The sequence below is a fragment of the Aeromicrobium halocynthiae genome, assembly GCF_039531385.1.
In the GTDB taxonomy this organism is placed as follows: domain Bacteria; phylum Actinomycetota; class Actinomycetes; order Propionibacteriales; family Nocardioidaceae; genus Aeromicrobium; species Aeromicrobium halocynthiae.
The window spans coordinates 43182-65237 of record NZ_BAAAPY010000013.1 but is presented as its reverse complement, the minus strand read 5'-3'; the positions used below and the strand labels follow the sequence as shown (position 1 = coordinate 65237).

Here is a 22056-nt window from a genome sequence, read left to right as displayed (position 1 = left end):
CATGTCCACCCCCGAAGCCCTGCGCTGCCTCAAACGCCGTCTAGCACGTGTCGTCTTCAACCACCTCACCACCGACCACACAGCCGCCCGGGCTTGCCTTCCGGCCGCGGCTTGACATAGGAGAAACCCATGCGCATCGCGACGTGGAACGTCAACTCCATCCGTAGCCGCATCGACCGGGTCACCGCCTGGCTGGAACGCTCCGACGTCGACGTCCTGGCCATCCAGGAGACCAAGTGTCGCGAGGACCAGTTCCCCGGCCTGGAGCTGTCGTCGATGGGCTACGAGTACGCCCACGTCGGCCTCAACCAGTGGAACGGCGTCGCGCTGATCTCCCGCGTCGGGTTGGAGGACGTCGCGACGTCGTTCGCGCCCGACCAGCCGCTGTTCGGCGACCCGGAGGTGCTCGAGCCGCGGGCCGTCGGCGCCACGTGCGGTGGGGTGCGGGTCTGGAGCCTGTACGTGCCCAACGGCCGCGAGCTCGACCACGCGCACTACCACTACAAGCTCGCGTGGCTGGAGTCGTTGCGGACCCGGGCGGCGTCGTGGCTGGCCGAGGACCCCGACGCGCAGATCGCCCTGACCGGCGACTGGAACATCGCCCCCGAGGACGACGACGTGTGGGACATGGCGGTCTTCGAGGGCAAGACCCACGTCTCCGAGCCCGAGCGCCAGGCGTTCCGTGACGTGCTCGAGACGGGCTTCACCGACGTCGTCCGCCCCCACGCCCCCGGCCCGGGCGTCTACACGTACTGGGACTACCAGCAGCTGGCGTTCCCGAAGAAGCGCGGCCTGCGCATCGACTTCGTCCTCGCGTCGCAGGCCCTCGCCGCCCGCGTGGACGGTGCCTTCATCGACCGTGAGGAGCGCAAGGGCAAGGGCGCCAGCGACCACGCGCCGGTGGTCGTCGACCTCGCCTGACGCGGTTCACCGCAGGACCGGGTCATGACCAGCGGGGGCGCAGGGGCAGGTGGGCGTCGCCGTCGTGGTCGGGCTTGACGCCGACGAGCTGGTGCAGGCCGATCTCGCCGCGCTCGAACGCCAGGCGGGAGCCGGCCATGTACAGGCCCCACACCTTCGCGGTGCCGAGGCTCACCTCCTCGAGGGCCTCGTCCCAGTGCTCCTCGAGGTTGCGGCACCAGCCCTGCAGCGTCAGGACGTAGTGCTCGCGCAGGTTCTCCAGGTGCCGGACGTCGAAGCCGTGGTCATGCATCGCCGTGACGATCGTGCCGACGGGCGCCAGCTCGCCGTCGGGGAAGACGTACCGGTCGATGAACGCGCCGGCCGCCGGGGCGGTGGCGCTGTCGCGCCGGGTGATGCAGTGGTTCAGCAGCCGTCCGCCGGGGCGGAGCTTGCCGTGGAGGGTGGAGAAGTAGTCGGCGTACTGGCGCACCCCGATGTGCTCGGTGAGCCCGATGGAGCTGACCGCGTCGAACCCGGTCTCCAGCACGTCGCGGTAGTCGCAGTGGCGGACCTCGGCGAGATCCTGCAGCCCCTCGGCCTCGATGCGCGCCTGCGCCCACTCGGCCTGCTCGCGCGACAGGGTGACGCCGATGGCCTTGACGCCGTGCTCGCGTGCAGCGTGACGGACCATGCCGCCCCAACCGCAGCCCACGTCGAGCAGCCGGTCGCCGGCGGAGAGATCGAGCTTGCGCGCCACGAGGTCGTACTTCTCGTGCTGCGCCTCCTCCAGCGTCGCGTCGTCGTGCGGGTAGACCGCACACGTGTAGGTCATCGACGGCCCGAGGACGAGCTCGTAGAACCGGTTGGAGACGTCGTAGTGGTGGCTGATCGCCTCGGCGTCGCGGGTGCGGCTGTGGCGCAGTCCCTCCACGACGCGTCGCCATCGCGGCAGGTGCTCCTCCGGCGGCGGCAGTGGTGGCCGCAGCTGGGTGAAGCCCAGGCTGCGCACGATGTTCACGAGCTCCGACGGTCCGGGCACCCGCAGCCGCAGGCGGCTCTGCACGTGCACCATGAGGTCGTAGGGGTCGGCCAGGCTGACGCCGTCGAGCTCGAGGTCGCCGGCGACGAACGCCCGCGCGAACCCGAGGTCGCCCGGAGCGGTCAGCAGGTAGGCCAGGCCGCGCTCGGTGCGCAGCCGCGCCGTGAAGGGCGCCTCGTCGGCGGGCGGTCCCGCACTGCTGCCGTCGTAGGCCTCCAGCCGGAACGGCATGCCGTCGCGCATCAACCGCTCGATCGCCTCGGCGATCGTCAAGGTGCCGACCTCTGCGGTCATGAGTTGCCCACCGCCTTCTCGTAGAGGGTGCTGAGTCGTCCGTCGGGGTCGTAGCGCTCACGGACACGGTCCAGGACGTCGGTGCCGTAGAGCGCGGCGAACGTCTCCGCGTCGTAGAACGCCTCGGAGTACAGGGACTTGTGGCCGCCCAGCGCACTCACGTGCTCCTCGATGCGGCGGTTGACGCTGCCCGGCTCGGCGCCGGCCGGCACCTCGACGGTGCCCCAGAAGCCGATGTTCACGTAGGTGCGTCCCGGCTCGAGCGGATAGCTGGGCCAGACCCGTCGGGTCCGCAGCGGACACACCCAGACCGGTCGCATGCCGACCTCCGCGTCGAACCAGCGCAGGAACGCAGGCAGCCGCTCCAGCGGCACCTCGACGTCCTGGATGACGCGCTCGCGACCGGGCACCCGTCGGACCCGGTCGAGCGCCCTGCTGAGACCGACGCGCGCGTCGAGGCCCACGAGCCGGTGGTAGACGTCGCTGCGTCGCCACCGTCGCGGCCAGACGCGACGCACGAGCGGGTGCTGGGCGCCGAACGCCGCGGAGCACCAGAACCAGTCGGTGTCCCAGCGCCACAGGTAGTCGTGCATCGTCAGGCGGTCGTGGGTGCGCTCGCCGACGGAGCGGTAGTAGACCGCCGACCCGGTGTAGTCGCTCGTGGGGCCGGGCTCGTCGGTGAACGTCGCGACGGTGAGCACGACGTCGTCGGGAGTGAAGGCCGTGCCGTCGATCGCGTCGACCGGGCGACCCTCGAACGTCCCCGACCGCGCGACCTGCTCGATCGCCGCGACGGCCTCCTCGGCTCCGCACCGGGCGTGCCGCAGCTCGACGAAGGCAGGGACCCGCTCGAGCGCGATGCGCAGCCTCGTAGCGTAGCCGAGCGAGCCGTAGGAGTTCGGGAAGGCGTCGAAGAGCTCGGCGTGCTCGTTGTCCGGCGTGGCGGTGACGACGTCACCGGCTCCGGTGAGGACGTCCATCTCGAGCACGGACTCGTGCGGCAGGCCGTTGCGCAGCGACGTCGACTCGATGCCGAGGCCGGTGACGGCCCCACCGAGGGTGATCGTGCGCAGCTGGGGGACGACCTGGGGGATGAGTCCGAGCGGGAGGACGGCGTCGACGAGGTCCTCGTAGGTGCACATGCCCTGGACGTCGGCGGTCGCGGCGTCGACGTCGACGGCGATGACGGAGTCGAGGCCCGTGACGTCGAGCCCCGAACCGGCGGACGCGCGCGGCCGGAAGAGGTTCGAGGTGCGCTTGGCGAGCCGGACGCGCTCTCCCGCGGGGACGGCCCGGTAGGACTCGACCAGCCTCTCCACGGCCCGTGCGTGATCGTCCCAGCCCCTCACGCCTGCCACCCTAGACCCGGGTCAGGGGGCGTTGTCGAGCAGCCAGACGAGGGCCTCGCCGGAACCGTCGACCGCCCCGACGGGCTCGTCGGTGCGCAGCTCGTCCCCGACGTCCAGCCGTTCGTCGCCGACGACGATGCTCCCCCGCGTGACGTGCACGAGCGTGCGGGTCGCGGCCGGGACCTCGACGGCCGTCCCGGCGGGGCGGGCGACGAGCATCCGAGCCGGTCCCGCGACGTCCACGCCGGGCAGCAGACCGTCGCCGGCGACCTCGACGCTCGCGTAGCGCGGCTCGCGGTCGTGCGTGGAGCGCAGCACGGTCTGGACGAAGACCAACGGCTCGTCGGACGCGTTGCGCTCGGCGTGCTCGACGCCCGTGCCCGCGCTCAGCCGCTGGGCGGTGCTGGGTCGGACCTGGCCGTCGTTGCCGACCGTGTCGGCGTGGGCGAGCACCCCGTCCACGACCCACGTCACGATCTCCACGTCGGCGTGGCGGTGCCGCTCGTACCCCGCGCCCGGGGCGACGTGCTCGACGTTGATGGCCATGAGCGGGCCGAACGCGACGTTCGAGGGGTCGTAGTGGACGCCGTGGCTGAACGAGTGCCAGGTGGTGATGCCGTCGACCTCGGTCAGGAACCGGTCCCCTGCACGCCGGAGCTCACGCATAGCCGAGCTCGTGCAGGCGGGCGTCGTCGATGCCGAAGTGGTGGGCGATCTCGTGGGCCACGGTGATGTCGACCTCGCGGACCACGTCGTCCTCGGTCTCGCAGATGGCGAGGGTGGGCCGTCGGAAGACGCTGATGCGGTCGGGCAGCACGCCGCCGTAGGAGGCGTCGCGCTCGGTGAGGGCGACGCCCTCGTACAGACCCAGCAGGTGCGGGTCGTCGGCCGGCGCGTCGTCCTCGATGAACAGGACGACGTTGTCCAGCAGCGCGACGAGCTCGTCGGGCACCCGCGCGAAGGCCGCCTCGACGAGCTCGGCGAACCGTTCCTCGCTCACCTCGACCATGGGCCCATCCTGCCGCAGGGCTCCACGGGCCCGTATGCTGACCGGTGCCGCGCCCCGTTCGTCTAGCGGCCCAGGACGCCGCCCTTTCAAGGCGGTAGCGCGGGTTCGAATCCCGTACGGGGTACCACCGCCGGCGGCCTCGCGCCCGTCGCGATCGGCCGGCTCGGGCACGCCGTCGCGGCGTACCCGACCATCAGCGAGATCTGGCTCCGGCTGCTCGAGACCCTCGGCCGCGACGTCTGGCAACGACCCCGGAACGCCCTCGTACCAGCGGGCGCCGCGACCGCCCGTCCTGCATGGTTGAAACCTGGACTGACCTGCGAAAACGCACGTGACGAAGATCACCGGGGCTCGAGTTGGGACCCCAGAGGAAGCGGCCTAATCTTCAAGCGTGTTCGCTCTCTTCCTCACTCTCTTCAGCCTCGTCCTCACCATCGTCCTCGGCGCGGTCTTCCTCGTCGGGCTGCACCGCGTCGTGCAGTGGTCCGTCGCGCGGTTCGAGCAGCGTGGGCGGACCGCGGACGTCGCGTCGGAGGGTCGCGGCGACCGGGAGCTCACGGCACACTGACCGGGTGAGTGCCGGCCGCTACGCCCCGTCCCCCTCGGGCGACCTGCACGTCGGCAACCTGCGCACCGCTCTGCTCGCGTGGATCTTCGCCCGTAGCAGCGGACGCGCCTTCTGGATGCGGGTCGAGGACCTCGACCGCGAGCGCTCGCGCCCCGAGCACGAGGCACGGCAGCTCGCGGACCTCAGCTCCCTCGGCCTGGACTGGGACGGACCCGTGGTGCGCCAGAGCGAGCGCGGCGACCTGCACGCAGCGGCGATCGAGGACCTGGTCGAGCGCGGGCTGACGTTCGAGTGCTTCTGCACCCGCCGGGAGGTCCAGGAGGCGGCGTCCGCGCCGCACCTGCCCCCGGGCGCCTATCCCGGCACCTGCCGCGACCTCACCGACGCCGAGCGTCGCGAGCGTCGACGTGAACGACCGCCGGCCCTCAGGCTGCGGGCGGAGGCGTCCCGCTGGCAGGTCGAGGACGTCCTGCACGGGACCGTCGAGGGCGGCGTCGACGACCTGGTGCTGCGTCGCGGCGACGGCGTGGTCGCCTACAACCTCGCGGTCGTCGTCGACGACGCGTCCCAGGGCGTCGACCAGGTGGTCCGTGGCGACGACCTGCTCGACTCCGCGCCGCGTCAGGCCTACCTCGCTCACCTCCTGGGCCACCCGGCGCCGACGTACGCGCACGTGCCCCTCGTGCTCGACGCCGCCGGCCGGAGGCTGGCCAAGCGCGACGGCCCGGTCACCTGGCGGGACCTCTCGGCCGCCGGGCTCGACCCGCTCGCCCTCATCACCGACTCGCTCGGGTGGCCGCGAGCCGACCCGTCGGAGCTCGTGGGCCTCGTCGACCCCACCGACCTTCCCCGAGCGCCCTGGGTCTTCGAGCCGCCCGCCCCGGCGTGACAGGATCGACCCATCGACGGAGGGACGACATGGCCGAGATCGACCTCAACAGCGACCTCGCGGAGAGCTTCGGCGTGTGGCGCCTGGGCGACGACGCCGCGATGCTCGACGTCGTCACCAGCGCGAACCTGGCCTGCGGCTTCCACGCGGGCGACCCCCGCACGCTGCGACGCGCCTGCCTCGACGCCGCCGCCCGCGACGTGGCGATCGGTGCGCAGGTCTCCTACCGCGACCTCGCCGGCTTCGGACGACGCTTCATCGACGTCGATCCCGCTGACCTGAGCGCCGACGTGCTGTACCAGCTCGGCGCCCTCGACGGCCTCGCTCGGACGGCCGGCACGGCGGTGCGCTACGTCAAGCCACACGGTGCGCTGTACAACGCGATCGTCGAGCACGAGGCGCAGGCGGCCGCCGTCGTGGAGGCGGTCCTGGCGTACGACCGGACCCTGCCGGTGCTCGGCCTTCCCGGGTCGGCATGGTTGCGCCTGGCCGACGACGCGGGTCTGTCCACGGTGCCGGAGGCCTTCGCCGACCGCGCCTACACCGCCGCAGGGACCCTCGTGCCGCGCGCGGAGCCGGGGGCCGTGCTCACCGACCCCGACGAGATCGCGGCGCGCGTCGTCGCACTCGCCGAACGCGGCACGCTGCCTGCCGTCGACGGGACCGAGCTGGAGGTCCACGCGCGGTCGGTGTGCGTGCACGGGGACACTCCCGGCGCCGTGGCCGTGGCACGCGCCGTCCGCTCGGCACTGGAGGAGAACGACGTCGACGTCCGCCCGTTCGCCTCCCCCGGGCCATGAGCACGGCCCGGCGGTGGCGCGCCTTCGGTCCCACCGCCGCGCTGCTCGAGCTCGACGACCTCGACGCCGTGCTCGGTCTGCGTGCCCGCATCGAGGACGAACGCGACGCCGGGCGGCTCGTGCAGCTGCTCGAGGTGGTCCCGGCCGCCCGCACCCTCCTGCTGCGCTGCGCGACGCCACAGGACCTGGGCACCGTCGCTGCCGACGTCGACCGCCTCGAGCCGCTCGCCGCCGCCGACCGCGGCACCGGGCTCGAGCCCGTGCGGCTGGCCGTGCGCTACGACGGGCCCGACCTCGAGGACGTCGCGGACCTGCTGGGGATCGAACCGGCCGAGGTCCGGGCCCGCCACCTGCGGACCCGTTGGACGGTGGCCTTCACCGGGTTCGCGCCCGGCTTCGGCTACCTCGTCGCCGACGGCGACAGCGGCCTCGAGGTGCCCCGTCTGGAGCAGCCGCGCACCAGCGTCCCCGCCGGGGCCGTCGGTCTCGCCGGGGAGTTCTCGGGCGTCTACCCGCGCTCGTCCCCGGGAGGCTGGCGGCTCATCGGGACCTGCTCGACGCCGACGTGGGACGAGGACCGGGACCCGCCCGCTGTGCTGCGACCCGGCACCCGAGTGGTCTTCGAGGAGTCCCCATGACCCGGCTGCGGGTGCTCGAGCCCGGACCGCTCACGACGGTGCAGGACCAGGGCCGACCCGGGCACGCCGCCCTCGGCGTCGCGCTGTCCGGCGCGCTCGACCCGGCGGCCCTCCGGCTGGCCAACCGCATCGTCGGCAACCCCGAGGCGGCGGCCGGGCTCGAGCTCACCCTCGGGGGGCTGCTCGTCCACTGCGACGAGCCGTGCGTCCTCGCCGCGACCGGCGCCCCCGTCGTCGTGCGGGTCGATGCTGCGGAGCCCCGGGCCTACGGCAGCGGCTGCGCCGTCCCCGTGCCCCGCGGCGCGATCGTCCGCGTCGAGGCACCGGTGGCCGGACTGCGCAGCTGGGTGGCCGTCCGCGGCGGGCTCGACGTGCCGATGCTCCTCGGGTCCGCCGCCACCGACCTCCTCGCCGGCTTCGGCTCACCCCTCGCCGCCGGCGACGCACTCGCCGTCGGGCCCGAGCCCGCCGACCCGGTCCCTGCCCTCGACCAGGCGCCGGTGTCGGTGCCTGCAGCCGGACCGCTCGAGGTCCGCGCGGTGCTGGGTCCGCACGACGACTGGTTCGACGAGGACGCCGCCGTTCTGCTCGCAGGCGGTTGGCAGGTCGACGAGCGGAGCAACCGCGTAGGCCTGCGCCTGCACGGCGCTTCCGTGGCGCGACGACCCGAGGCTGTCGACCGTGAGCTGGCGAGTGCGGCGATGGTGCCCGGTGCGGTGCAGGTTCCGCCCGGCGGGCAGCCGGTCGTGTTCCTCGCGGACCACCCCGTCACGGGCGGGTACCCCGTGCTCGCGTGCGTGCTCGCCGACGACCTGCCGCTGCTGGCACAGGCCGTGCCCGGACAGACCGTGCGGTTCCGGTCCGTCAGCGGCCCGCCGCTGCCAGGTGCTCGCGCAGCAGGGCGGTGACCGCCTCGGGCTGCTCGACGGTGCTGGAGTGGCCGGCGTCGGCGATCACCTCCAGGCGAGCTCCGGCGATGCCGGACGCGATCGCCTCGGACTTCGCCACGGGTGTCGCGACGTCGTCGGCCCCGACCGCGACGAGCGTCGGTGCCTCGATGTTCGCGAGCTCGTCGACGACGGGCAGGCGGTCGGTGACGCCGAGGATCGCCGCCCGCATCCCCTTGCGGTCCACCGTCCGCAGCGTGGCCAACCACGGCTCGACGACCTCGTCGCGTCGCGGCGAGTCGAGCAGCGTCGGGCCGAACATGAGCGGCTCGACCCGTCCTCTGACCGGACCGAAGCCGAGCCAGCGGTAGACGGTGGCGAGGAGGCGGTACTGCGAGACCTTCTCGGGGTCCTCCGGGCCGGCGCTGGTGTCCAGGAGCGCCAGGGTGCGGACCCGCTCCGGGTGGCGCGCGGCGAGCCGCATGCCGACGAACCCACCCATCGAGAGCCCGACGTAGTGCACCGCGGGCAGCCCCAGGTGGTCGAGCAGCGCCAGGAGGTCGTCGAGCAGGGAGTCCATGTCGGCGACGTACCCGTCGCTGCCGGCGACGGGCGGTGTCCCACCCTGGCCTCGCCAGTCGACGGTGACGCACCGGTACTCCTCGCGCAGCGCCTCGACCTGCGGCTCGAACATCCAGCCGCTGAACAGCAGACCGTGCCCGAAGACGATCGTCTCCGCGTCAGGTCGGCCGGGTGGCGGTCCGGTGTCGGTGTGGTGGAAGCGGATCCCGTTGACCTCGGCGAGCGGCATGGGACCACCATGGCACGTCCGACGTGACCCCGGTCACCACCGGGTGACGAGCAGCGTCTGCGCGAGGACGGCGACGAGGACCTGCAGCAGCAGCAGCGGGCGCACCCAGCGGTCGGGCAGCAGCGCGCCGACGGCCACGACCCACACGGTGAACGGCAGCCAGATCCGCTCCACCTCGGCCTTGCTCATGCCCGAGAGGGTGGCGACCGCGACGGTGGCCAGACCGCCCGCGACGAGGGTCGTGAGCGGTTCGCGGAGGTCGTCGCGCCAGCGCCGCCACCACTCGGGCAGGGCGGCCCACGTCGCCACGCCGACCGTGCACGTCCACGCGGCGACGCTGCCCCAGACCCAGTACCAGTAGGGACGTTCGGAGGCGATGCCGGCGAAGTAGCGTTCCCGCAGGACCGGGTAGGCGTCCCACCAGGCGAACCCGAGCACGGCGAAGACCACGGCGACGCCGAGTGCCGAGAGCACCGCCCATGGCAGGGGTCGCCAGGTCCGCGCGATCCACAGGACGGTCAGGGCGAGGATGCCGAGCAGCACCAGCCCGTAGGACATGAAGACGCAGTAGCCGAGCACGACGCCCGCGCCGAGCGCCGCCGGGACGCTCCCGCGCACGGCGGACCGCGCGAGGAGGTACAGGCCCCAGGCGCCGACCGCGGCGAACATCCAGTCGGCACTCACCCCGGCCCAGACCACGAGCGGCGCGAGCGCGAGCCACGGCGCGGCGCGGCGGGCGAGGTCGCGGCCACCGAGCTCGTCGATCGTCAGGAGTACCGCGGCGACCGCCGTCGCGCCGACCGTCACCAGCACGACCGCGATCCAGAACGGGTCGGTGACGCCGAGCCGATCGAGACCGACGAACGGCAGGACGGCGCCCGGCGGGTGGCCCGCGACGTGGATCGGCCAGTTGTCGGCCGCGGAGACGGGGATCCGGGAGATGAACTCGTCGAGGAAGCCCGGGACGTCGGTGATCGTGCGTGCGGTGGCCGGGTACTCGCTGCTGCGCTCGGTGACCCGGCTCAGTCCGTAGGGACCGTCGCTGAGCGCGAGCGCCATCGTCCACGCCCAGGACGCGGCCGTCGTGCCGAGGACGGCGAGGCCCCAGCCGGCGCGACGGGCGAATCCGGGCAGCCACAGCACCAGCAGGACCGCCAGCGCGACCGCCGGGACGAGGCGGACGTCGAAGCGCGGCCCCCACACGGCGTGCAGGGGAGGCCAGTGCACGCGGACGTCGGTGGGGTGCAGGTGGGCGACCACCGCCGCCGCCACGACGAGGGCGACGGCGCCGAGACCGGCGACGAGGGCCGGTCGGACCCGGGGCGACGACATGCGCCCGACCCTAGGACACCGTGTCGACCGCCGCTGCTCGCAGCGGTCGCTCCCCCTGCGATGGCAGGGTTTTCATCTCACACGTAGGTTGGCCCGATGGACAACGGGCCCGCGACGTGCGACATCGTCATCCCCTGCCGTGACGAGGCCGCCGCCCTGCCGCTCGTCCTCGCCGACGTCCCTGACGGGTTCGCGGTCGTCGTGGTCGACAACGGCTCCACCGACGGCACCGCCGACGTCGCCCGCTCCCTCGGCGCCCGCGTCGTCCACGAGACCCGCCCCGGCTACGGCGCGGCGGTGCACGCCGGCGTCGAGGCGGCCACGGCCGAGTACGTCGCCGTCGTCGACGGCGACGACTCGATGGTCCTCAGCGACCTCCCGCCGATGCTGGCCGCGGTGCGCGACGGCCACGCGACCATGGCCGTCGGGCGCCGCCGGCCGGTGGCCCGCGGCGTGTGGCCGTGGCACGCCCGCGCCGGGACGCTCGTGCTGGCCACCTGGCTGCGCCGCTCCAGCGGCTTCGGCATCCACGACCTCGCCCCCATGCGCGTGTGTCGCCGCGACGACCTGCTCGACCTCAGCATCGAGGACCGCCGCTTCGGGTACCCGCTGGAGCTCATGGTCCGGGCCTCCGCCGCCGGATGGACCGTCGTGGAGCGCGACATCGACTACCGTCCCCGGGCCGCGGGCACGACGTCGAAGGTCTCCGGGTCCCTGCGCGGCACGACGCGCACCATCAAGGACTTCGGCCGGGTCCTGCGCGACGTCCGTGCGGAGCGCGTCCGATGAGCTCCCCCACGGTCCTCGTCGTGGCCAAGGCGCCCGTGCCCGGGCTGGCCAAGACGCGCCTCGCCGCCCACGTCGGCGACGACCGGGCCGCCGACTTCGCCGCGGCAGCCCTGCTCGACACGCTCGACGCGGCCCGCGCCACGGGGTGGCGGGTCGTCGTCTCGATGACCGGTGACCTCGACGCCGCCGCCCGCGCCGAGGAGCTGCGCGAGGCGCTGGCCGACCTCGAGGTCGTCCAGCAGCGCGGCGACGGCTTCGGTGAGCGGCTCGTCAACGCCCATGCCGACGCCGACGCCGGGCACGGGGTCGTCCAGGTCGGGATGGACACCCCGCAGGTCACCGCGGCGCAGCTGCGCGAGGCCGGCGAGCTCTTGTCCGAGCACCCTGCGGTGCTCGGTCACGCCGAGGACGGCGGCTGGTGGCTCCTGGCGCTCCGGTCGGCCGAGGACGCCCGGCCCCTCGCCGACGTTCCCATGTCGACGTCGCACACCGGTCGCGACACGGAGGCCGTGCTGCCCCTGCCCATCGCCCTCGTCCAGGAGGCACGCGATGTCGACGAGTGGCAGGATGCGTTCATGATCGCGTCGGCCTTCGTTCACCTCCGGGCGTCGGCCGTCATTCGGGAGGCGATGCCGCGATGACGGTCGAGACGGTGGTCGTGGTCTCCACGACCGACGCCATGGACGCTGCGTTCGCGGGCATCGGTTGCTGGCTCCTGCAGTCCGACGGCCGCACCAAGCCGCTGTCGGTGGACCGCTGGCAGCAACCGCCCGACCTCCACGACCACCGGCTGTTCCTCGACGACGTCCACGACGAGACCGTCGACGTCGGCTGCGGCCCGGGTCGGCTCGTCGGCGCCCTGTCCGCGCGCGGCATCCGCTCGCTCGGCATCGACATCTCCGGCGAGGCGGTCCGCCAGACCCGCGACCGAGGCGCCCGGGCCGTCCAGGGCGACATCATCGGCGGCCTGCACGGCGTCGGCCAGTGGGACCGGGCGCTGCTCGCCGACGGCAACATCGGCATCGGCGGCGACCCCGTCACGCTGCTGCACCGCGTGGCCGACCTCCTGCGCCCCGGCGGTCGGGTCGTCGTCGAGGTGGCGCGCCACGGCGTCGGTGTCGTCACCGAGCGCCTGCGCCTGCAGGTCGGGCGTGAGCTCACCCCCGACTTCTCGTGGTCCGTCGTCGGCTCCGACGCCATCGCCGGGATCGGCGACGCAGCCGGGTTCGAGGTCGAGGACGTCCGCGAGTCCGGCGGTCGTCACGCCGCCGTGCTGGTCAAGCGCCCCGCGTGAGGGCCCTGCCGCGGCGACCCGTCCACCACGCGACCACGGCGACGCCCGTCCACCACGCGGCGCTCAGGACCAGCCACCAGGCCACGTAGGGCCGGTTCAGCAGCGTCGGGTTGTCCGGGCGTCCTCCGACGTCGAGCAGGACGTTCGCCGTCGCGATCGTGACGCCGCCCCAGACGACCAGCCCGACGACGGCCGCCGGGCGAGCACGCGCCGGGAGGACCCGCGTGCCGAGGAGCAGCACCAGCAGCGTGAGCGGGGCGAGCACGAGGTCGTGCGCCACGACACCCCCGGCCAGCCACACCACCATGGAGACCAGCTGGTCGGCGTCGAAGCCGCGCATGCTCCACACCCCCACGGCGATCATCGCGAGCCCGACGGCACCGGTCGCCCACCGCGTCGCACTCATGCGAGCGTCTCCAGCCGCGTGACCCACTTCGTCTGCAGCACGCCGGGCCGGTTGGGGGCGATGATCCGGCACGGGTAGCCGTGGTCGAGGGCGAGAGTGGTCCCGTTCAGTCCGAGGGCGAGCAGGGTGCGCGGGTCGGCGCAGAACTGCGCCGGCAGGACGGACGTCGCGAACGCCCCGCGCCGTTGCAGCGACTCGACGCGCACGTCGACGCCGGACGGTGCCCCGACGAGCTCGAGCAGGTCGCGCACCCGCACCCCGGACCAGTCCGCGGAGCGGCTCCACCCCTCCACGCACGCGATCGGCAGCCGCTCCTGCGCCTGGGGCAGGGCGAGCAGGTCGTCGCGGCCGAAGCTGCGCTCCTCGCCGGCGTGGGCGACCGTCAAGCGCCACTCGGGGTCGAGCGCCGGACCCACGGCATCGGCCTCGCGGGCCGTGCGGTTGACCGGCAGGTCCTGCGGGCCCTCCCCGTCGCGCACCCCCAGCACCGAGACGCGTCGCAGGGGCGTGACGCTCTGCCCGACCGTGAGCACCGTCGTCGCGACGGAGGCGGCGAGCGTCGCGGTGACGACGGTGCGACGGCCGAGTCCGTCCGACGACGGTTCAGGGCCGGCGAGCGCCTCGCGGATCACCGGCAGCTTCACCGCGACGTGCAGGACCAGGGAGCCGGTCGCGACCCAGGCGACGGCGTAGTGGGTGGCCCGGAAGCTGAACTCCCACGGGTACCACTGGACGACGTTGAGGGACCCACTGACGAGCATGAAGATCGCCGACGCCACGAGCACCGCGATCGAGCCGCGCTCGAGCACGTGCAGCAGGAGCCGGCGCGCCCCGCGCGGCGGCCGGGCGAGCAGCCGCGGGAACACCGACCACAGCTTGGCCAGCAGCAGCGGGATCGTCGCCACGCCGGTCGCGACGTGCAGGCCCTGCGTCACGCGGTACAGCGACGCCGGCGACGTCGGCACCGTGAGCCAGCCGGGGGTGTCCTGCTGTAGGTGGCTCCAGATGCCGGTGAGGAAGCAGATGCCGAACGCCGCACCGAGCCACAGACCGAGACGCGAGGCCGTGCGGGGTCCGGTCAGCCTGGACTCGATGTCCTCGACACGCGGAAGCCTCACGGGGCACATCGTCACACTTCCTGACAGGCTGGGCACATGGACCGCCTGATGCAAGGAGCAGCGTGAACGACCGTCCCGACGTCGCCGTGATCGGCGGATCCGGCTTCTACACCTTCCTCGACGACGCGGAGACCGTCGACGTGGACACCCCGTACGGCTCGCCGTCGGCGCCGGTCGTCGTGGGCACGGTCGAGGGGCGTCGTGTCGCCTTCCTGCCGCGCCACGGGCGCCACCACGACTTCCCGGCCCATACGGTGCCGTACCGGGCGAACATGTGGGCCCTGCGCAGCCTTGGGGTCCGTCAGGTCCTCGCCCCCTGCGCCGTCGGCAGCCTGAGGCCCGAGCTGGGACCCGGCACCTTCGTGGTGCCGGACCAGCTCGTCGACCGCACCACCGGTCGCACCCAGACGTACTTCGACTCCGGCGCCTGCCACATCTCCTTCGCCGACCCGTACTGCGACCGCCTGCGCGGCGACCTGCTCGGCGGGCTCGCCGAGCACTCCCCCACCGACGGCGGCGCGATGGTGGTGATCGACGGTCCCCGCTTCTCCACCCGCGCGGAGTCGCGCTGGTACGCCGAGCAGGGTTGGTCGCTGGTGAACATGACCGGACACCCCGAGGCGGTCCTCGCCCGCGAGCTGGCGCTCTGCTACGCGGCAGTCGCGCTCGTCACCGACCACGACGCCGGCGTCGACGCGGGCGGCGCGGTCAACCAGGCCGACGTCTTCACGGTCTTCGGCGAGTACACCGAGGTCCTGCGGTCCTCGCTGCGCGGCATCGTCGCCGCTCTCGCCCCAAGCACGCCCGAGGGCCGCACGTGCTCGTGCTCCTCGGCGGTCGACGGGATGGACCTGCCGGTGACGCTGCCGTGAGGATCCTGCTCACCGGTGCCGCGGGCTTCATCGCCGGGCACGTCGCCGACGTCGCCCGCGAGCGCGGGCACGAGGTCGTCGGGCTCGACATGTGGCTCGATGCCGCTCACGGCCCCGACGCCCCCCGCGACCCCGACATCATCGACGCCGACCTCCGCACCGCCACGATCGACCCGCACCTGGAGGGCATCGACGTCGTCTGCCACCAGGCGGCCATGGTCGGCAACGGCGTCGACGCGCAGGACCTGCCCGCCTACGCCGAGCACAACGACGCCGCGACGGCCCGCCTGCTCGCCGCCATGGCCCGCGCCGGACTCGACCGGCTCGTGCTCGCGTCGTCGATGGTGGTCTACGGCGACGGACGCTACGACTGCCCCGAGCACGGCGACGTCCCCCCGGCCGTGCGACGCGAGGACGACCTCGCCGCCGGCCGCTACGACCCACGCTGTCCCGTCTGTGGCGGGGACATCACGTGGCGGCTGATCGACGAGTCCACGCCGTTCCTGCCGCGCACCAGCTACGCCGCGTCGAAGGTCGCGCAGGAGCACTTCGCGAGCGCCTGGTGCACGCTCGAGGGCGCGCGAGCCGTCGCCCTGCGCTACCACAACGTCTACGGCCCGGGGATGCCCGCGGACACCCCCTACTCGGGCGTAGCCGCGATCTTCCGCTCCGCGCTGGCGCGCGGGGAGGTGCCCCGCGTGTTCGAGGACGGGCGCCAGGTACGCGACTTCGTGCACGTGCGCGACATCGCGCTTGCCAACGTGCTGGCGATCGAGCAGGTCGCCGACCACCCACAGGGCCTCACGCCGTACAACGTCGCGTCCGGCACCCCCTTCACGATCGGCGAGATGGCGGCGACGCTCTCCGCCGCCGCGGGCGCCGGCGGGCCCGTGACGACCGGCGACTACCGGGCCTTCGACGTCCGCCACGTCGTCGCCTCCCCGCAGGCCGCGGCCGACGGTCTCGGGTTCCGCGCGCACGTCCCGCCGGCCGAAGGCATCGCCGAGCTCGCCACCGCGGCCCTGCGCACCCGGTAGCGGGACCCTGACACGATGACCCGGTGACCATCGAGACCCTGCACGACACCGGGCGGCGTGGGTTCGCCAGCGACAACCACGCGGGGGTCCACCCCGAGGTGCTCACGGCGATCGCCGCCGCGAACGGCGGGCACCAGGCGGCCTACGGGGCGGACGTCTACACCGCCCGACTGCAGGACGTCGTGCGCGAGCACCTCGGCCCGCGGGCCGAGGCGTTCGGGGTGTTCAACGGCACCGGCGCGAACGTCCTGGCGCTGGCCTCGATGACTCCGCGGTGGGGCGCCGTGGTGACGGCGTCGTCGGCGCACCTGCACAACGACGAGGGCGGCGCCCCCGAGCAGGTCGCCGGACTCAAGCTGCTCACCGTGCCGACCCCCGACGGACGGCTCACGCCCGAGCTCGTCGACGCCGAGGCGTGGGGACACGGCAACGAGCACCGGGCCCAGCCGCTCGTCGTGAGCATCACCGAGAGCACGGAGCTCGGGACCGTCTACTCGCCGGACGCGATCGGCGCCGTCGTCGAGCGGGCACACGCGCGCGGTCTCGGCGTGCACCTCGACGGGTCGCGGCTGTGGAACGCGGCGGCGGCGCTCGGCGTCCCGCTCCGCGCGCTGACGACGGACGTCGGGGTCGACGTGGTGAGTCTCGGCGGGACCAAGATCGGGGCGTTGGCGGCCGAGCTCGTCGTCGTGCTCGACCCGTCGCGGGTCGACGGGCTGCCCTACCTGCGCAAGAGGACCATGCAGCTGGCCAGCAAGATGCGGTTCGTCTCGGCGCAGGTGCTCGCGCTCCTCGAGGACGACCTGGGGCTGCGCAACGGCGCCCACGCCAACGCGATGGCGGCCCGGCTGCGTTCGGGCGTCGAAGGGCTCGGGTCGGACGCCGTCGCGTTCAGCCAGCCGACGGAGGCGAACGCCGTCCTGGCGCGGCTGCCGCGTGCGGTCGCGGAGCGCGTGCGCGAGCGGTACGCCTTCTACGACTGGGACGTCGCCCACGACGAGGTCCGGTGGATGACGGCGTGGGACACCACTCCCGAGGACGTCGACGCGTTCGTGGCGCTGCTGGGGCGAGCGCTGACCTCGGTCTGACGCCGAGGCACTCATCGGGCCGCGCGGAAACCCTCGAACGCCGTCCGACCTCGAACTGAACACGGTTGTCCCTCACTGGTCGCGGGTCGAGACCCGTCACAGGTGAGGGAGAACCGTGCCGGGTCGCTCAAATCAGACCCTTCTCCTCCAGCCACTCCTGGGCGGCGGTGGCGGGGGCGGCCTTCTCGTCGCCGTCGACGCGCTCGTTGAGGGCGAGCAGGTCCTCGGTGGTGAGCTCGGCGGAGATGCGGTCGAGGATGTCCTCGAGCTCGTCGGTGGCCTTCTCCTCGTTGATGAGCGGCACGACGTTCTGCGCGGCGATGAGGTTCTCGGGGTCCTCGAGGGTGACGAGGTCGTTGGCGACGATCGACGGGGTCGTGGAGTAGATGTTCGCGACGTCGACGTCGCCGTCGAGCAGCGCGTTGACCGTCGCCGGTCCGCCGCTGTCGCTGATGGAGACGAACTCCACGTCCTCGACGCCGTACACGTCCTGCAGGCCGGGCACGCCGTAGGAGCGGGTCTCGAACTCGGGGTTGCCGCCGACGCGGACGGTGCCGAGCTTGGCGAGGTCGCGGATCGCAGTGATGTCCTCGCTCTCGGACAGCTCGCGGGTGACGTTGTAGGAGTCCTTGTTCTCCGCGGGCGACTCCTCCAGCACCTCCAGACCCTCCGGCAGGGCGTCGTCGAGCGCCTCGTCGACCTCGTCGGCGGTGGTCGCGGTGGACTCCCCGTCGAAGAACAGCAGCAGGTTGCCCGAGTACTCCGGGATCAGGTCGATCTCGCCGTTCTCCAGCGCGGGGATGTAGGCCTCGCGCGCACCGATCTGCATCTGGCGCTGGACCGTGTACCCCTCGGCCTCGAGGGCCTGGGCGTAGATCTCGGCGATGATCTCGTTCTCGTTGAAGCCGGCCGAGCCGACCGTGATGGTGTCGCCGTCGCTCGCGGTGGGGTCGCCTCCGCAGGCGGCGAGGACGACGGCGGCCAGGGCGGCGCCGGCGACGGCGGCACGACGGCGGGTGGACACGGACATGGGTGCTCCTAGGTGGTGGGGGATGACGACGTCGAGGAAGGGGCGGTGGACCGGTGCTCGCTGGGGCGCGCCGCGCGCTGCGCGCCGGCCTGGGCGAGGGCGAAAAGACCGTCCAGGACGAGCGCAAGCGCCACCACGAGGACCGCACCGGCGGCCATCTCGGGGTAGTCGCGGCGGGCCTGGCCGTCGAAGATGTAGCGGCCGAGGCCGCCGAGACTCACGTAGGCGGCCACCGTGGCGGTGGCCACCACCTGCAAGGTGGCGCTGCGCAGACCGCCGATCATGAGCGGCAGGCCGATCGGGACCTCCACCCGGCGCAGGATCTGCCACTCCGTCATTCCCTGAGCGCGGGCGGCGTCCACGGTCTGGGGGTCGACGGACTCGACGCCGGAGTAGATGCCGGCCAGCAGCGGGGGCACCGCCAGCAGCACGAGCGCGAGGATGGGCGCGGCGAGCCCGAGGCCGAGCAGCAAGGTGAACCAGGTGAGGACGCCGAGCGTCGGCAGGGCGCGCAGCGCCCCGGTGAGCCCGATGGCCGCCGAGCGCAGACGGCCCGTGTGCCCGATGTACAGCCCGAGCGGGACGGCGACGGCCGCCGCCCCGAGCATCGTGAGACCCGTGTAGCCGAGGTGCTCGAGCACCCGGGTGGGGACGCCGCCCCCGCCGGACCAGCGGTCGGCGTCGAGGAGCCAGTCGACGGTGTCGGTGACGACGCTCACGAGCGACCTCCCGCCGCGGCGACGTCGCTCGCACGCTCGGTCCCCCGGCCGCTCAGCCGTTGCCACAGCCGTCCGACGGCCCCGGGACCGTCGACCGACCACGGCATCAGCACGCGACCCAGCAGCACGAGCAGCGCGTCGAGCAGGAGCGCGAGCAGGACGACGGCGACGACGCCGACGAGGATCTCGGTGGTGAAGTCGCGTCGGTAGCCGCTGGTGAACAGCGAGCCGAGGTTGCGCACGCCGATCAGGGCGCCCACCGTGACGAGGCTGATCGTGCTGACGCTGACGACGCGGACGCCGGCGAGCAGCACCGGGCCGGCCAGCGGCAGCTCGACGAGGAATCCACGCTGCGCCGAGGAGTACCCGGTGGCGGTCGCCGCGTCGAGCACCGCCGGCGAGACCGCCGTGAAGGCGTCGGCGGCGGTGCGCACCATGATCGCGAAGGCGTAGATGCTGAGCGCGATGATCACGTTCAGCGGGTCGAGGAAACCCGTGCCGATGATGCCCGGCAGCAGCACGAACAGCGGCAGGGAGGGGATCGTGTAGAGGATGCTGCCGCCGCTCAGCAGCACGCCGCGGAGCCGGGGGTGCCGGCTGGCGTACCAGCCGACGGGCACTGCCAGGACGAAGCCGACGACGATCGGCACGATGCTCAACCACGCGTGCACGAGGAAGAGGTCGATGACGATCGAGCGGTTGTCCCAGGCCCAGGTCACGCGGTGCCCGCCCCCCGCTCGTCGGCGAGGACGCCGGTGGGCTTGCCGGACCCGTCGAGCACGACCGTGCGCCCGTCGCGCTCCTCCAGGCGCAGCTCGCGCTGGCCCTTGTCGAGGCCGACGAAGCTGCGGACGAAGTCGTCGGCCGGGTGGGCGAGGATGTCGGCGGGGCTGCCGACCTGTGCCACCTCCCCGCCCTTCTTGAGGATGACGACCTGGTCGCCGAGCAGGAACGCCTCGTCGACGTCGTGGGTCACGAAGACGATCGTCTTGCCCAGCTCGCGCTGCAGGCGCAGGAGCTCGACCTGCAGCTCGTCGCGCACGATGGGGTCGACGGCGCCGAACGGTTCGTCCATGAGCAGGATGTTGGGGTCGGCGGCGAGCCCGCGAGCCACGCCCACCCGCTGCTGCTGGCCACCCGACAGCTGGCCGGGGTACTTGCTCGCGTGGGACTCGTCGAGACCGACGGTGTGCAGCACCTCCAGCGACCGCTCCCTGGCGGCCGCCTTGCCGGTGCCGTTGAGCCGCAGCACGGTGGCGACGTTGTCGGCGACCGTGCGGTGCGGCAGCAGCCCGGCGTGCTGCATGACGTAGCCGATGCTGCGTCGCAGCTGCACCCGGTCGCGGCCGGCGACGTCCTCGTCGTCGATGAGCACCTGTCCGGACGTCGGCTCGACCATCCGGTTGACCATCCGCAGCAGCGTGGTCTTGCCGCAGCCGGAGGACCCGACGAACACGGTCGTGGTGTGGGAGTCGATGGTGAGGTCGAAGTCGAGAACGGCCTGCGTCCCGTCGTCGAACGTCTTGGCCACCGAGCGGTACTCGATCATGGGGCTCCTCGTCGCTCCTCGGCGAGGGCGACGCCGTCGGGGGCAGGACTGGGGTGCGTCAGGGGGTCGGGCTGGACGACAGTCTCCACCGGCGTCGGCCCGGCGGCAATCGGAAGGCCGGCCCGTCGCCACGCGTGGATGCCGCCGTCGACGTCGGTGGCGTCGATGCCGAGCGAGCGCAGCGAGGCCGCGGCCAGCGACGACGTGTACCCCTCGGTGCACAGGACGATCCAGCGGTGGTGCGGACCTGCGGACGCGAGTCGGGCGTCCGAGGCGGGGTGCAGGCGCCACTCCAGGTGGTTAGCCGGTCGATCCGCGAACGGGCGTCCTCGAGCAGCTCGTCGACACTGCCGAAGCGGGGCCGGGCGTCGACGGTCACGACGCCCTCCGACGGCGTTGCCGCGCGACGCTCGCGGGCGCGTCCGCCTCGGGGTCGTCGGTCCACAGCTCGCCGAGGCGCACGAGCCGGTTCCTTCCAGCGCCGTCGTCCTCGGTGTCGTAGAAGCCCATGCGTGACAGCGGCGGGGAGTAGGCGTGGACGCTGACGGCCGTCTCGTCCGCCACGTTGCGGACGTCGTGGACGTAGTGCTCGCCGAAGACGACGGTGTCGCCCTCCCCGCGGTCGGCGTCGCGCAGGGCGGCCGGACCGGATGCCCACACGGTCTCGCGCAGCGTTACCGACACGACCGTGAAGGCGCCTCCCGATCCACCGTGGTCGTGCAGCTGGGTGCCCTGGTCCGCGGTCCAGCTGATGAGCCACAGGTCCATGTCGTCGTCACGGTAGAGACGGACGTGCCACCGCTCGTCGGGGTCGGCTCGCACGTCGTGTAGAGCCGCCCGGGGCTACAGTGGAACGTCGCCCGAACGGGGGTCGACAGGTCGAGCAGGAGGAGGGTCACGATGCGTCTGCTGGTTCTCGCTGTGGTCGGGGTGGCACTGGGCGTCGTCGTCCGTGTCGTGCTCGGGCGTCGTCCGAACGGGGACGAGACGGTGGCGCCGTTGCGCGTCGTGCCGCCCGCCGGCGCGCCGCGACCGCCCCCGACCGGGGCCTCGCCCGTCGTCGACACGACGGCGGAGACGGCCACCCGTCCCTCGCCCCTGACCGTGGTCGAGGAGCCGCGGCGTCCCGCTCCCGGCCTCGACGCCTCGGCCGGCTGGGAGGAGCTGACGGCGACCTCCATCGGCAGCCGTCCCGACCGCTGAGCCCTCCCTCCCCCGGGTGCCCCACCCGTTTTGGTGACGACGTGAGGGATGGGATACAGTTGCGGTCGCGGTTCTGAGAGCCGCGAAGCGCCCAGGCCCCGTGGCGCAGTTGGTTAGCGCGCCGCCCTGTCACGGCGGAGGTCGCGGGTTCGAGTCCCGTCGGGGTCGCTGGAGAATGCTGGAAGGGTCCGCACCGTCAGGTGCGGGCCCTTCGTGCATTCGGAAGCGGGCCCGACGGGGCGAGAACCCGCGTAGCGGTGGGGGCAGTGGGGGCACCCCCTGCATGGAGCGCTGGGGGCGTGGCGCAGACCCAAGGTTCTCGGTGGTTGAGTGGCCGGGCCTCGAGCACCGAGGACCGGACGGACCGGCGCCGCCGGGGCGTCCCAGGGGTGTGACGCAGTCGACGTCCCGACCGGAACAGCGGGAAGGACG

Annotated in this window: 26 protein-coding genes and 2 tRNA genes; 15 read left to right on the top strand and 13 right to left on the bottom strand. The window is 73.2% G+C overall.

The genetic code is table 11. The features are described from left to right. Window positions 1-129 precede the first annotated feature (129 nt). Window positions 130-921 (top strand): exodeoxyribonuclease III, encoded by a 792-nt coding sequence (locus tag ABD213_RS14125; RefSeq protein WP_344329928.1) that lies wholly within the window; start codon window positions 130-132, stop codon window positions 919-921. Between the two features lie 22 nt (window positions 922-943). Here ABD213_RS14125 and ABD213_RS14120 read toward each other — a convergent pair whose 3' ends face one another. The 4 genes from ABD213_RS14120 to ABD213_RS14105 are packed head-to-tail and all read right to left on the bottom strand — an operon-like array spanning window position 944 to window position 4594. Then, window positions 944-2236, bottom strand: coding sequence for a class I SAM-dependent methyltransferase (locus tag ABD213_RS14120; RefSeq protein WP_344329925.1), 1293 nt, complete (start codon window positions 2234-2236; stop codon window positions 944-946). Then, entirely contained in the window at window positions 2233-3585 is a 1353-nt protein-coding gene (locus ABD213_RS14115) for an FAD-binding oxidoreductase (RefSeq protein WP_344329921.1), read from the bottom strand. The genes ABD213_RS14120 and ABD213_RS14115 overlap by 4 nt, the downstream gene beginning before the upstream one ends. 21 nt (window positions 3586-3606) lie before the next feature. Continuing rightward, entirely contained in the window at window positions 3607-4251 is a 645-nt protein-coding gene (locus ABD213_RS14110; RefSeq protein ID WP_344329918.1) for a pirin family protein, read from the bottom strand. Beyond that, window positions 4244-4594: a metallopeptidase family protein gene (locus tag ABD213_RS14105; protein WP_344329914.1), complete on the bottom strand. Its 351-nt coding sequence runs from the start codon at window positions 4592-4594 to the stop codon at window positions 4244-4246. Before ABD213_RS14105 ends, ABD213_RS14110 begins: the two co-directional genes overlap by 8 nt. Window positions 4595-4645: 51 nt before the next feature. Between ABD213_RS14105 and ABD213_RS14100 the strand changes: the two genes are divergently transcribed. From ABD213_RS14100 to ABD213_RS14075, 6 genes are all read left to right on the top strand, one after another. Continuing rightward, window positions 4646-4721 (top strand) — tRNA-Glu (locus ABD213_RS14100). Between the two features lie 264 nt (window positions 4722-4985). Next, window positions 4986-5162 carry a hypothetical protein gene (locus ABD213_RS14095; RefSeq protein WP_344329909.1) on the top strand — a complete coding sequence of 59 codons (177 nt, stop codon included), beginning with the start codon at window positions 4986-4988 and terminating at the stop codon, window positions 5160-5162. Between the two features lie 4 nt (window positions 5163-5166). Then, on the top strand, window positions 5167-6051 hold the full coding sequence (gluQRS, locus tag ABD213_RS14090) for a tRNA glutamyl-Q(34) synthetase GluQRS (protein WP_344329905.1): 885 nt from the start codon (window positions 5167-5169) through the stop codon (window positions 6049-6051). Between the two features lie 29 nt (window positions 6052-6080). Next, entirely contained in the window at window positions 6081-6851 is a 771-nt protein-coding gene (locus ABD213_RS14085; RefSeq protein ID WP_344329903.1) for a LamB/YcsF family protein, read from the top strand. Further along, a complete protein-coding gene (locus ABD213_RS14080; RefSeq protein WP_344329898.1) occupies window positions 6848-7489 on the top strand; it encodes a 5-oxoprolinase subunit B family protein in 642 nt (213 codons plus the stop codon). Before ABD213_RS14085 ends, ABD213_RS14080 begins: the two co-directional genes overlap by 4 nt. Continuing rightward, window positions 7486-8397: a 5-oxoprolinase subunit C family protein gene (locus ABD213_RS14075; protein WP_344329895.1), complete on the top strand. Its 912-nt coding sequence runs from the start codon at window positions 7486-7488 to the stop codon at window positions 8395-8397. The genes ABD213_RS14080 and ABD213_RS14075 overlap by 4 nt, the downstream gene beginning before the upstream one ends. Here ABD213_RS14075 and ABD213_RS14070 read toward each other — a convergent pair. Continuing rightward, window positions 8354-9187, bottom strand: coding sequence for an alpha/beta fold hydrolase (locus ABD213_RS14070; protein WP_344329890.1), 834 nt, complete (start codon window positions 9185-9187; stop codon window positions 8354-8356). The two genes, ABD213_RS14075 and ABD213_RS14070, sit on opposite strands and share 44 nt — an antisense overlap. A 33-nt stretch (window positions 9188-9220) precedes the next feature. Continuing rightward, window positions 9221-10519 carry a hypothetical protein gene (locus ABD213_RS14065; protein ID WP_344329884.1) on the bottom strand — a complete coding sequence of 433 codons (1299 nt, stop codon included), beginning with the start codon at window positions 10517-10519 and terminating at the stop codon, window positions 9221-9223. A 96-nt stretch (window positions 10520-10615) separates the two neighbouring features. Here ABD213_RS14065 and ABD213_RS14060 point away from each other — a divergent pair, with 96 nt between their 5' ends. Genes ABD213_RS14060 through ABD213_RS14050 form a run of 3 tightly spaced genes read left to right on the top strand, consistent with a single transcriptional unit; the run spans window position 10616 to window position 12602 of the window. Next, a complete protein-coding gene (locus ABD213_RS14060) occupies window positions 10616-11308 on the top strand; it encodes a glycosyltransferase family 2 protein (RefSeq protein WP_344329878.1) in 693 nt (230 codons plus the stop codon). Beyond that, on the top strand, window positions 11305-11949 hold the full coding sequence (locus ABD213_RS14055) for a TIGR04282 family arsenosugar biosynthesis glycosyltransferase (RefSeq protein ID WP_344329873.1): 645 nt from the start codon (window positions 11305-11307) through the stop codon (window positions 11947-11949). The genes ABD213_RS14060 and ABD213_RS14055 overlap by 4 nt, the downstream gene beginning before the upstream one ends. Beyond that, on the top strand, window positions 11946-12602 hold the full coding sequence (locus ABD213_RS14050; RefSeq protein WP_344329868.1) for a methyltransferase domain-containing protein: 657 nt from the start codon (window positions 11946-11948) through the stop codon (window positions 12600-12602). Before ABD213_RS14055 ends, ABD213_RS14050 begins: the two co-directional genes overlap by 4 nt. Here ABD213_RS14050 and ABD213_RS14045 read toward each other — a convergent pair. Beyond that, window positions 12586-13008 (bottom strand): hypothetical protein, encoded by a 423-nt coding sequence (locus ABD213_RS14045; protein ID WP_344329864.1) that lies wholly within the window; start codon window positions 13006-13008, stop codon window positions 12586-12588. The genes ABD213_RS14050 and ABD213_RS14045 overlap by 17 nt on opposite strands. Then, entirely contained in the window at window positions 13005-14135 is a 1131-nt protein-coding gene (locus ABD213_RS14040) for a molybdopterin-dependent oxidoreductase (RefSeq protein ID WP_425546072.1), read from the bottom strand. The genes ABD213_RS14045 and ABD213_RS14040 overlap by 4 nt, the downstream gene beginning before the upstream one ends. A gap of 53 nt (window positions 14136-14188) precedes the next feature. On the opposite strand from ABD213_RS14040, the gene ABD213_RS14035 reads away from it, so the two are divergent. From ABD213_RS14035 to ABD213_RS14025, 3 genes are read left to right on the top strand one after another with little or no spacing between them, the layout of a single operon-like run. After that, a complete protein-coding gene (locus ABD213_RS14035; protein WP_344329855.1) occupies window positions 14189-14998 on the top strand; it encodes an S-methyl-5'-thioadenosine phosphorylase in 810 nt (269 codons plus the stop codon). Then, the gene (locus ABD213_RS14030) at window positions 14995-16035 is read left to right on the top strand and encodes an NAD-dependent epimerase/dehydratase family protein (protein WP_344329851.1); all 1041 of its coding nucleotides are present in this window, start codon (window positions 14995-14997) and stop codon (window positions 16033-16035) included. Before ABD213_RS14035 ends, ABD213_RS14030 begins: the two co-directional genes overlap by 4 nt. Before the next feature lie 23 nt (window positions 16036-16058). After that, window positions 16059-17123: a threonine aldolase family protein gene (locus ABD213_RS14025; RefSeq protein ID WP_344329847.1), complete on the top strand. Its 1065-nt coding sequence runs from the start codon at window positions 16059-16061 to the stop codon at window positions 17121-17123. A gap of 127 nt (window positions 17124-17250) precedes the next feature. Here the strand turns inward: ABD213_RS14025 and ABD213_RS14020 are convergent, their stop codons facing one another. The 5 genes from ABD213_RS14020 to ABD213_RS14000 all read right to left on the bottom strand — a co-directional run bounded on the left by ABD213_RS14020 (window position 17251) and on the right by ABD213_RS14000 (window position 21243). Further along, window positions 17251-18153 carry an ABC transporter substrate-binding protein gene (locus ABD213_RS14020; protein WP_344329845.1) on the bottom strand — a complete coding sequence of 301 codons (903 nt, stop codon included), beginning with the start codon at window positions 18151-18153 and terminating at the stop codon, window positions 17251-17253. A gap of 8 nt (window positions 18154-18161) precedes the next feature. Next, window positions 18162-18872, bottom strand: coding sequence for an ABC transporter permease (locus ABD213_RS14015; RefSeq protein WP_344329843.1), 711 nt, complete (start codon window positions 18870-18872; stop codon window positions 18162-18164). Beyond that, a complete protein-coding gene (locus ABD213_RS14010; protein ID WP_344329842.1) occupies window positions 18869-19591 on the bottom strand; it encodes an ABC transporter permease in 723 nt (240 codons plus the stop codon). The genes ABD213_RS14015 and ABD213_RS14010 overlap by 4 nt, the downstream gene beginning before the upstream one ends. Further along, window positions 19588-20421 carry an ABC transporter ATP-binding protein gene (locus tag ABD213_RS14005; protein ID WP_344329840.1) on the bottom strand — a complete coding sequence of 278 codons (834 nt, stop codon included), beginning with the start codon at window positions 20419-20421 and terminating at the stop codon, window positions 19588-19590. Before ABD213_RS14005 ends, ABD213_RS14010 begins: the two co-directional genes overlap by 4 nt. A 375-nt stretch (window positions 20422-20796) precedes the next feature. Then, a complete protein-coding gene (locus ABD213_RS14000) occupies window positions 20797-21243 on the bottom strand; it encodes a cysteine dioxygenase (protein WP_344329839.1) in 447 nt (148 codons plus the stop codon). A 78-nt stretch (window positions 21244-21321) separates the two neighbouring features. On the opposite strand from ABD213_RS14000, the gene ABD213_RS13995 reads away from it, so the two are divergent. After that, window positions 21322-21624 carry a hypothetical protein gene (locus ABD213_RS13995; protein ID WP_344329837.1) on the top strand — a complete coding sequence of 101 codons (303 nt, stop codon included), beginning with the start codon at window positions 21322-21324 and terminating at the stop codon, window positions 21622-21624. 94 nt (window positions 21625-21718) lie between these two features. Next, window positions 21719-21792, top strand: a tRNA-Asp gene (locus ABD213_RS13990). The last annotated feature ends 264 nt before the right edge of the window (window positions 21793-22056 follow it).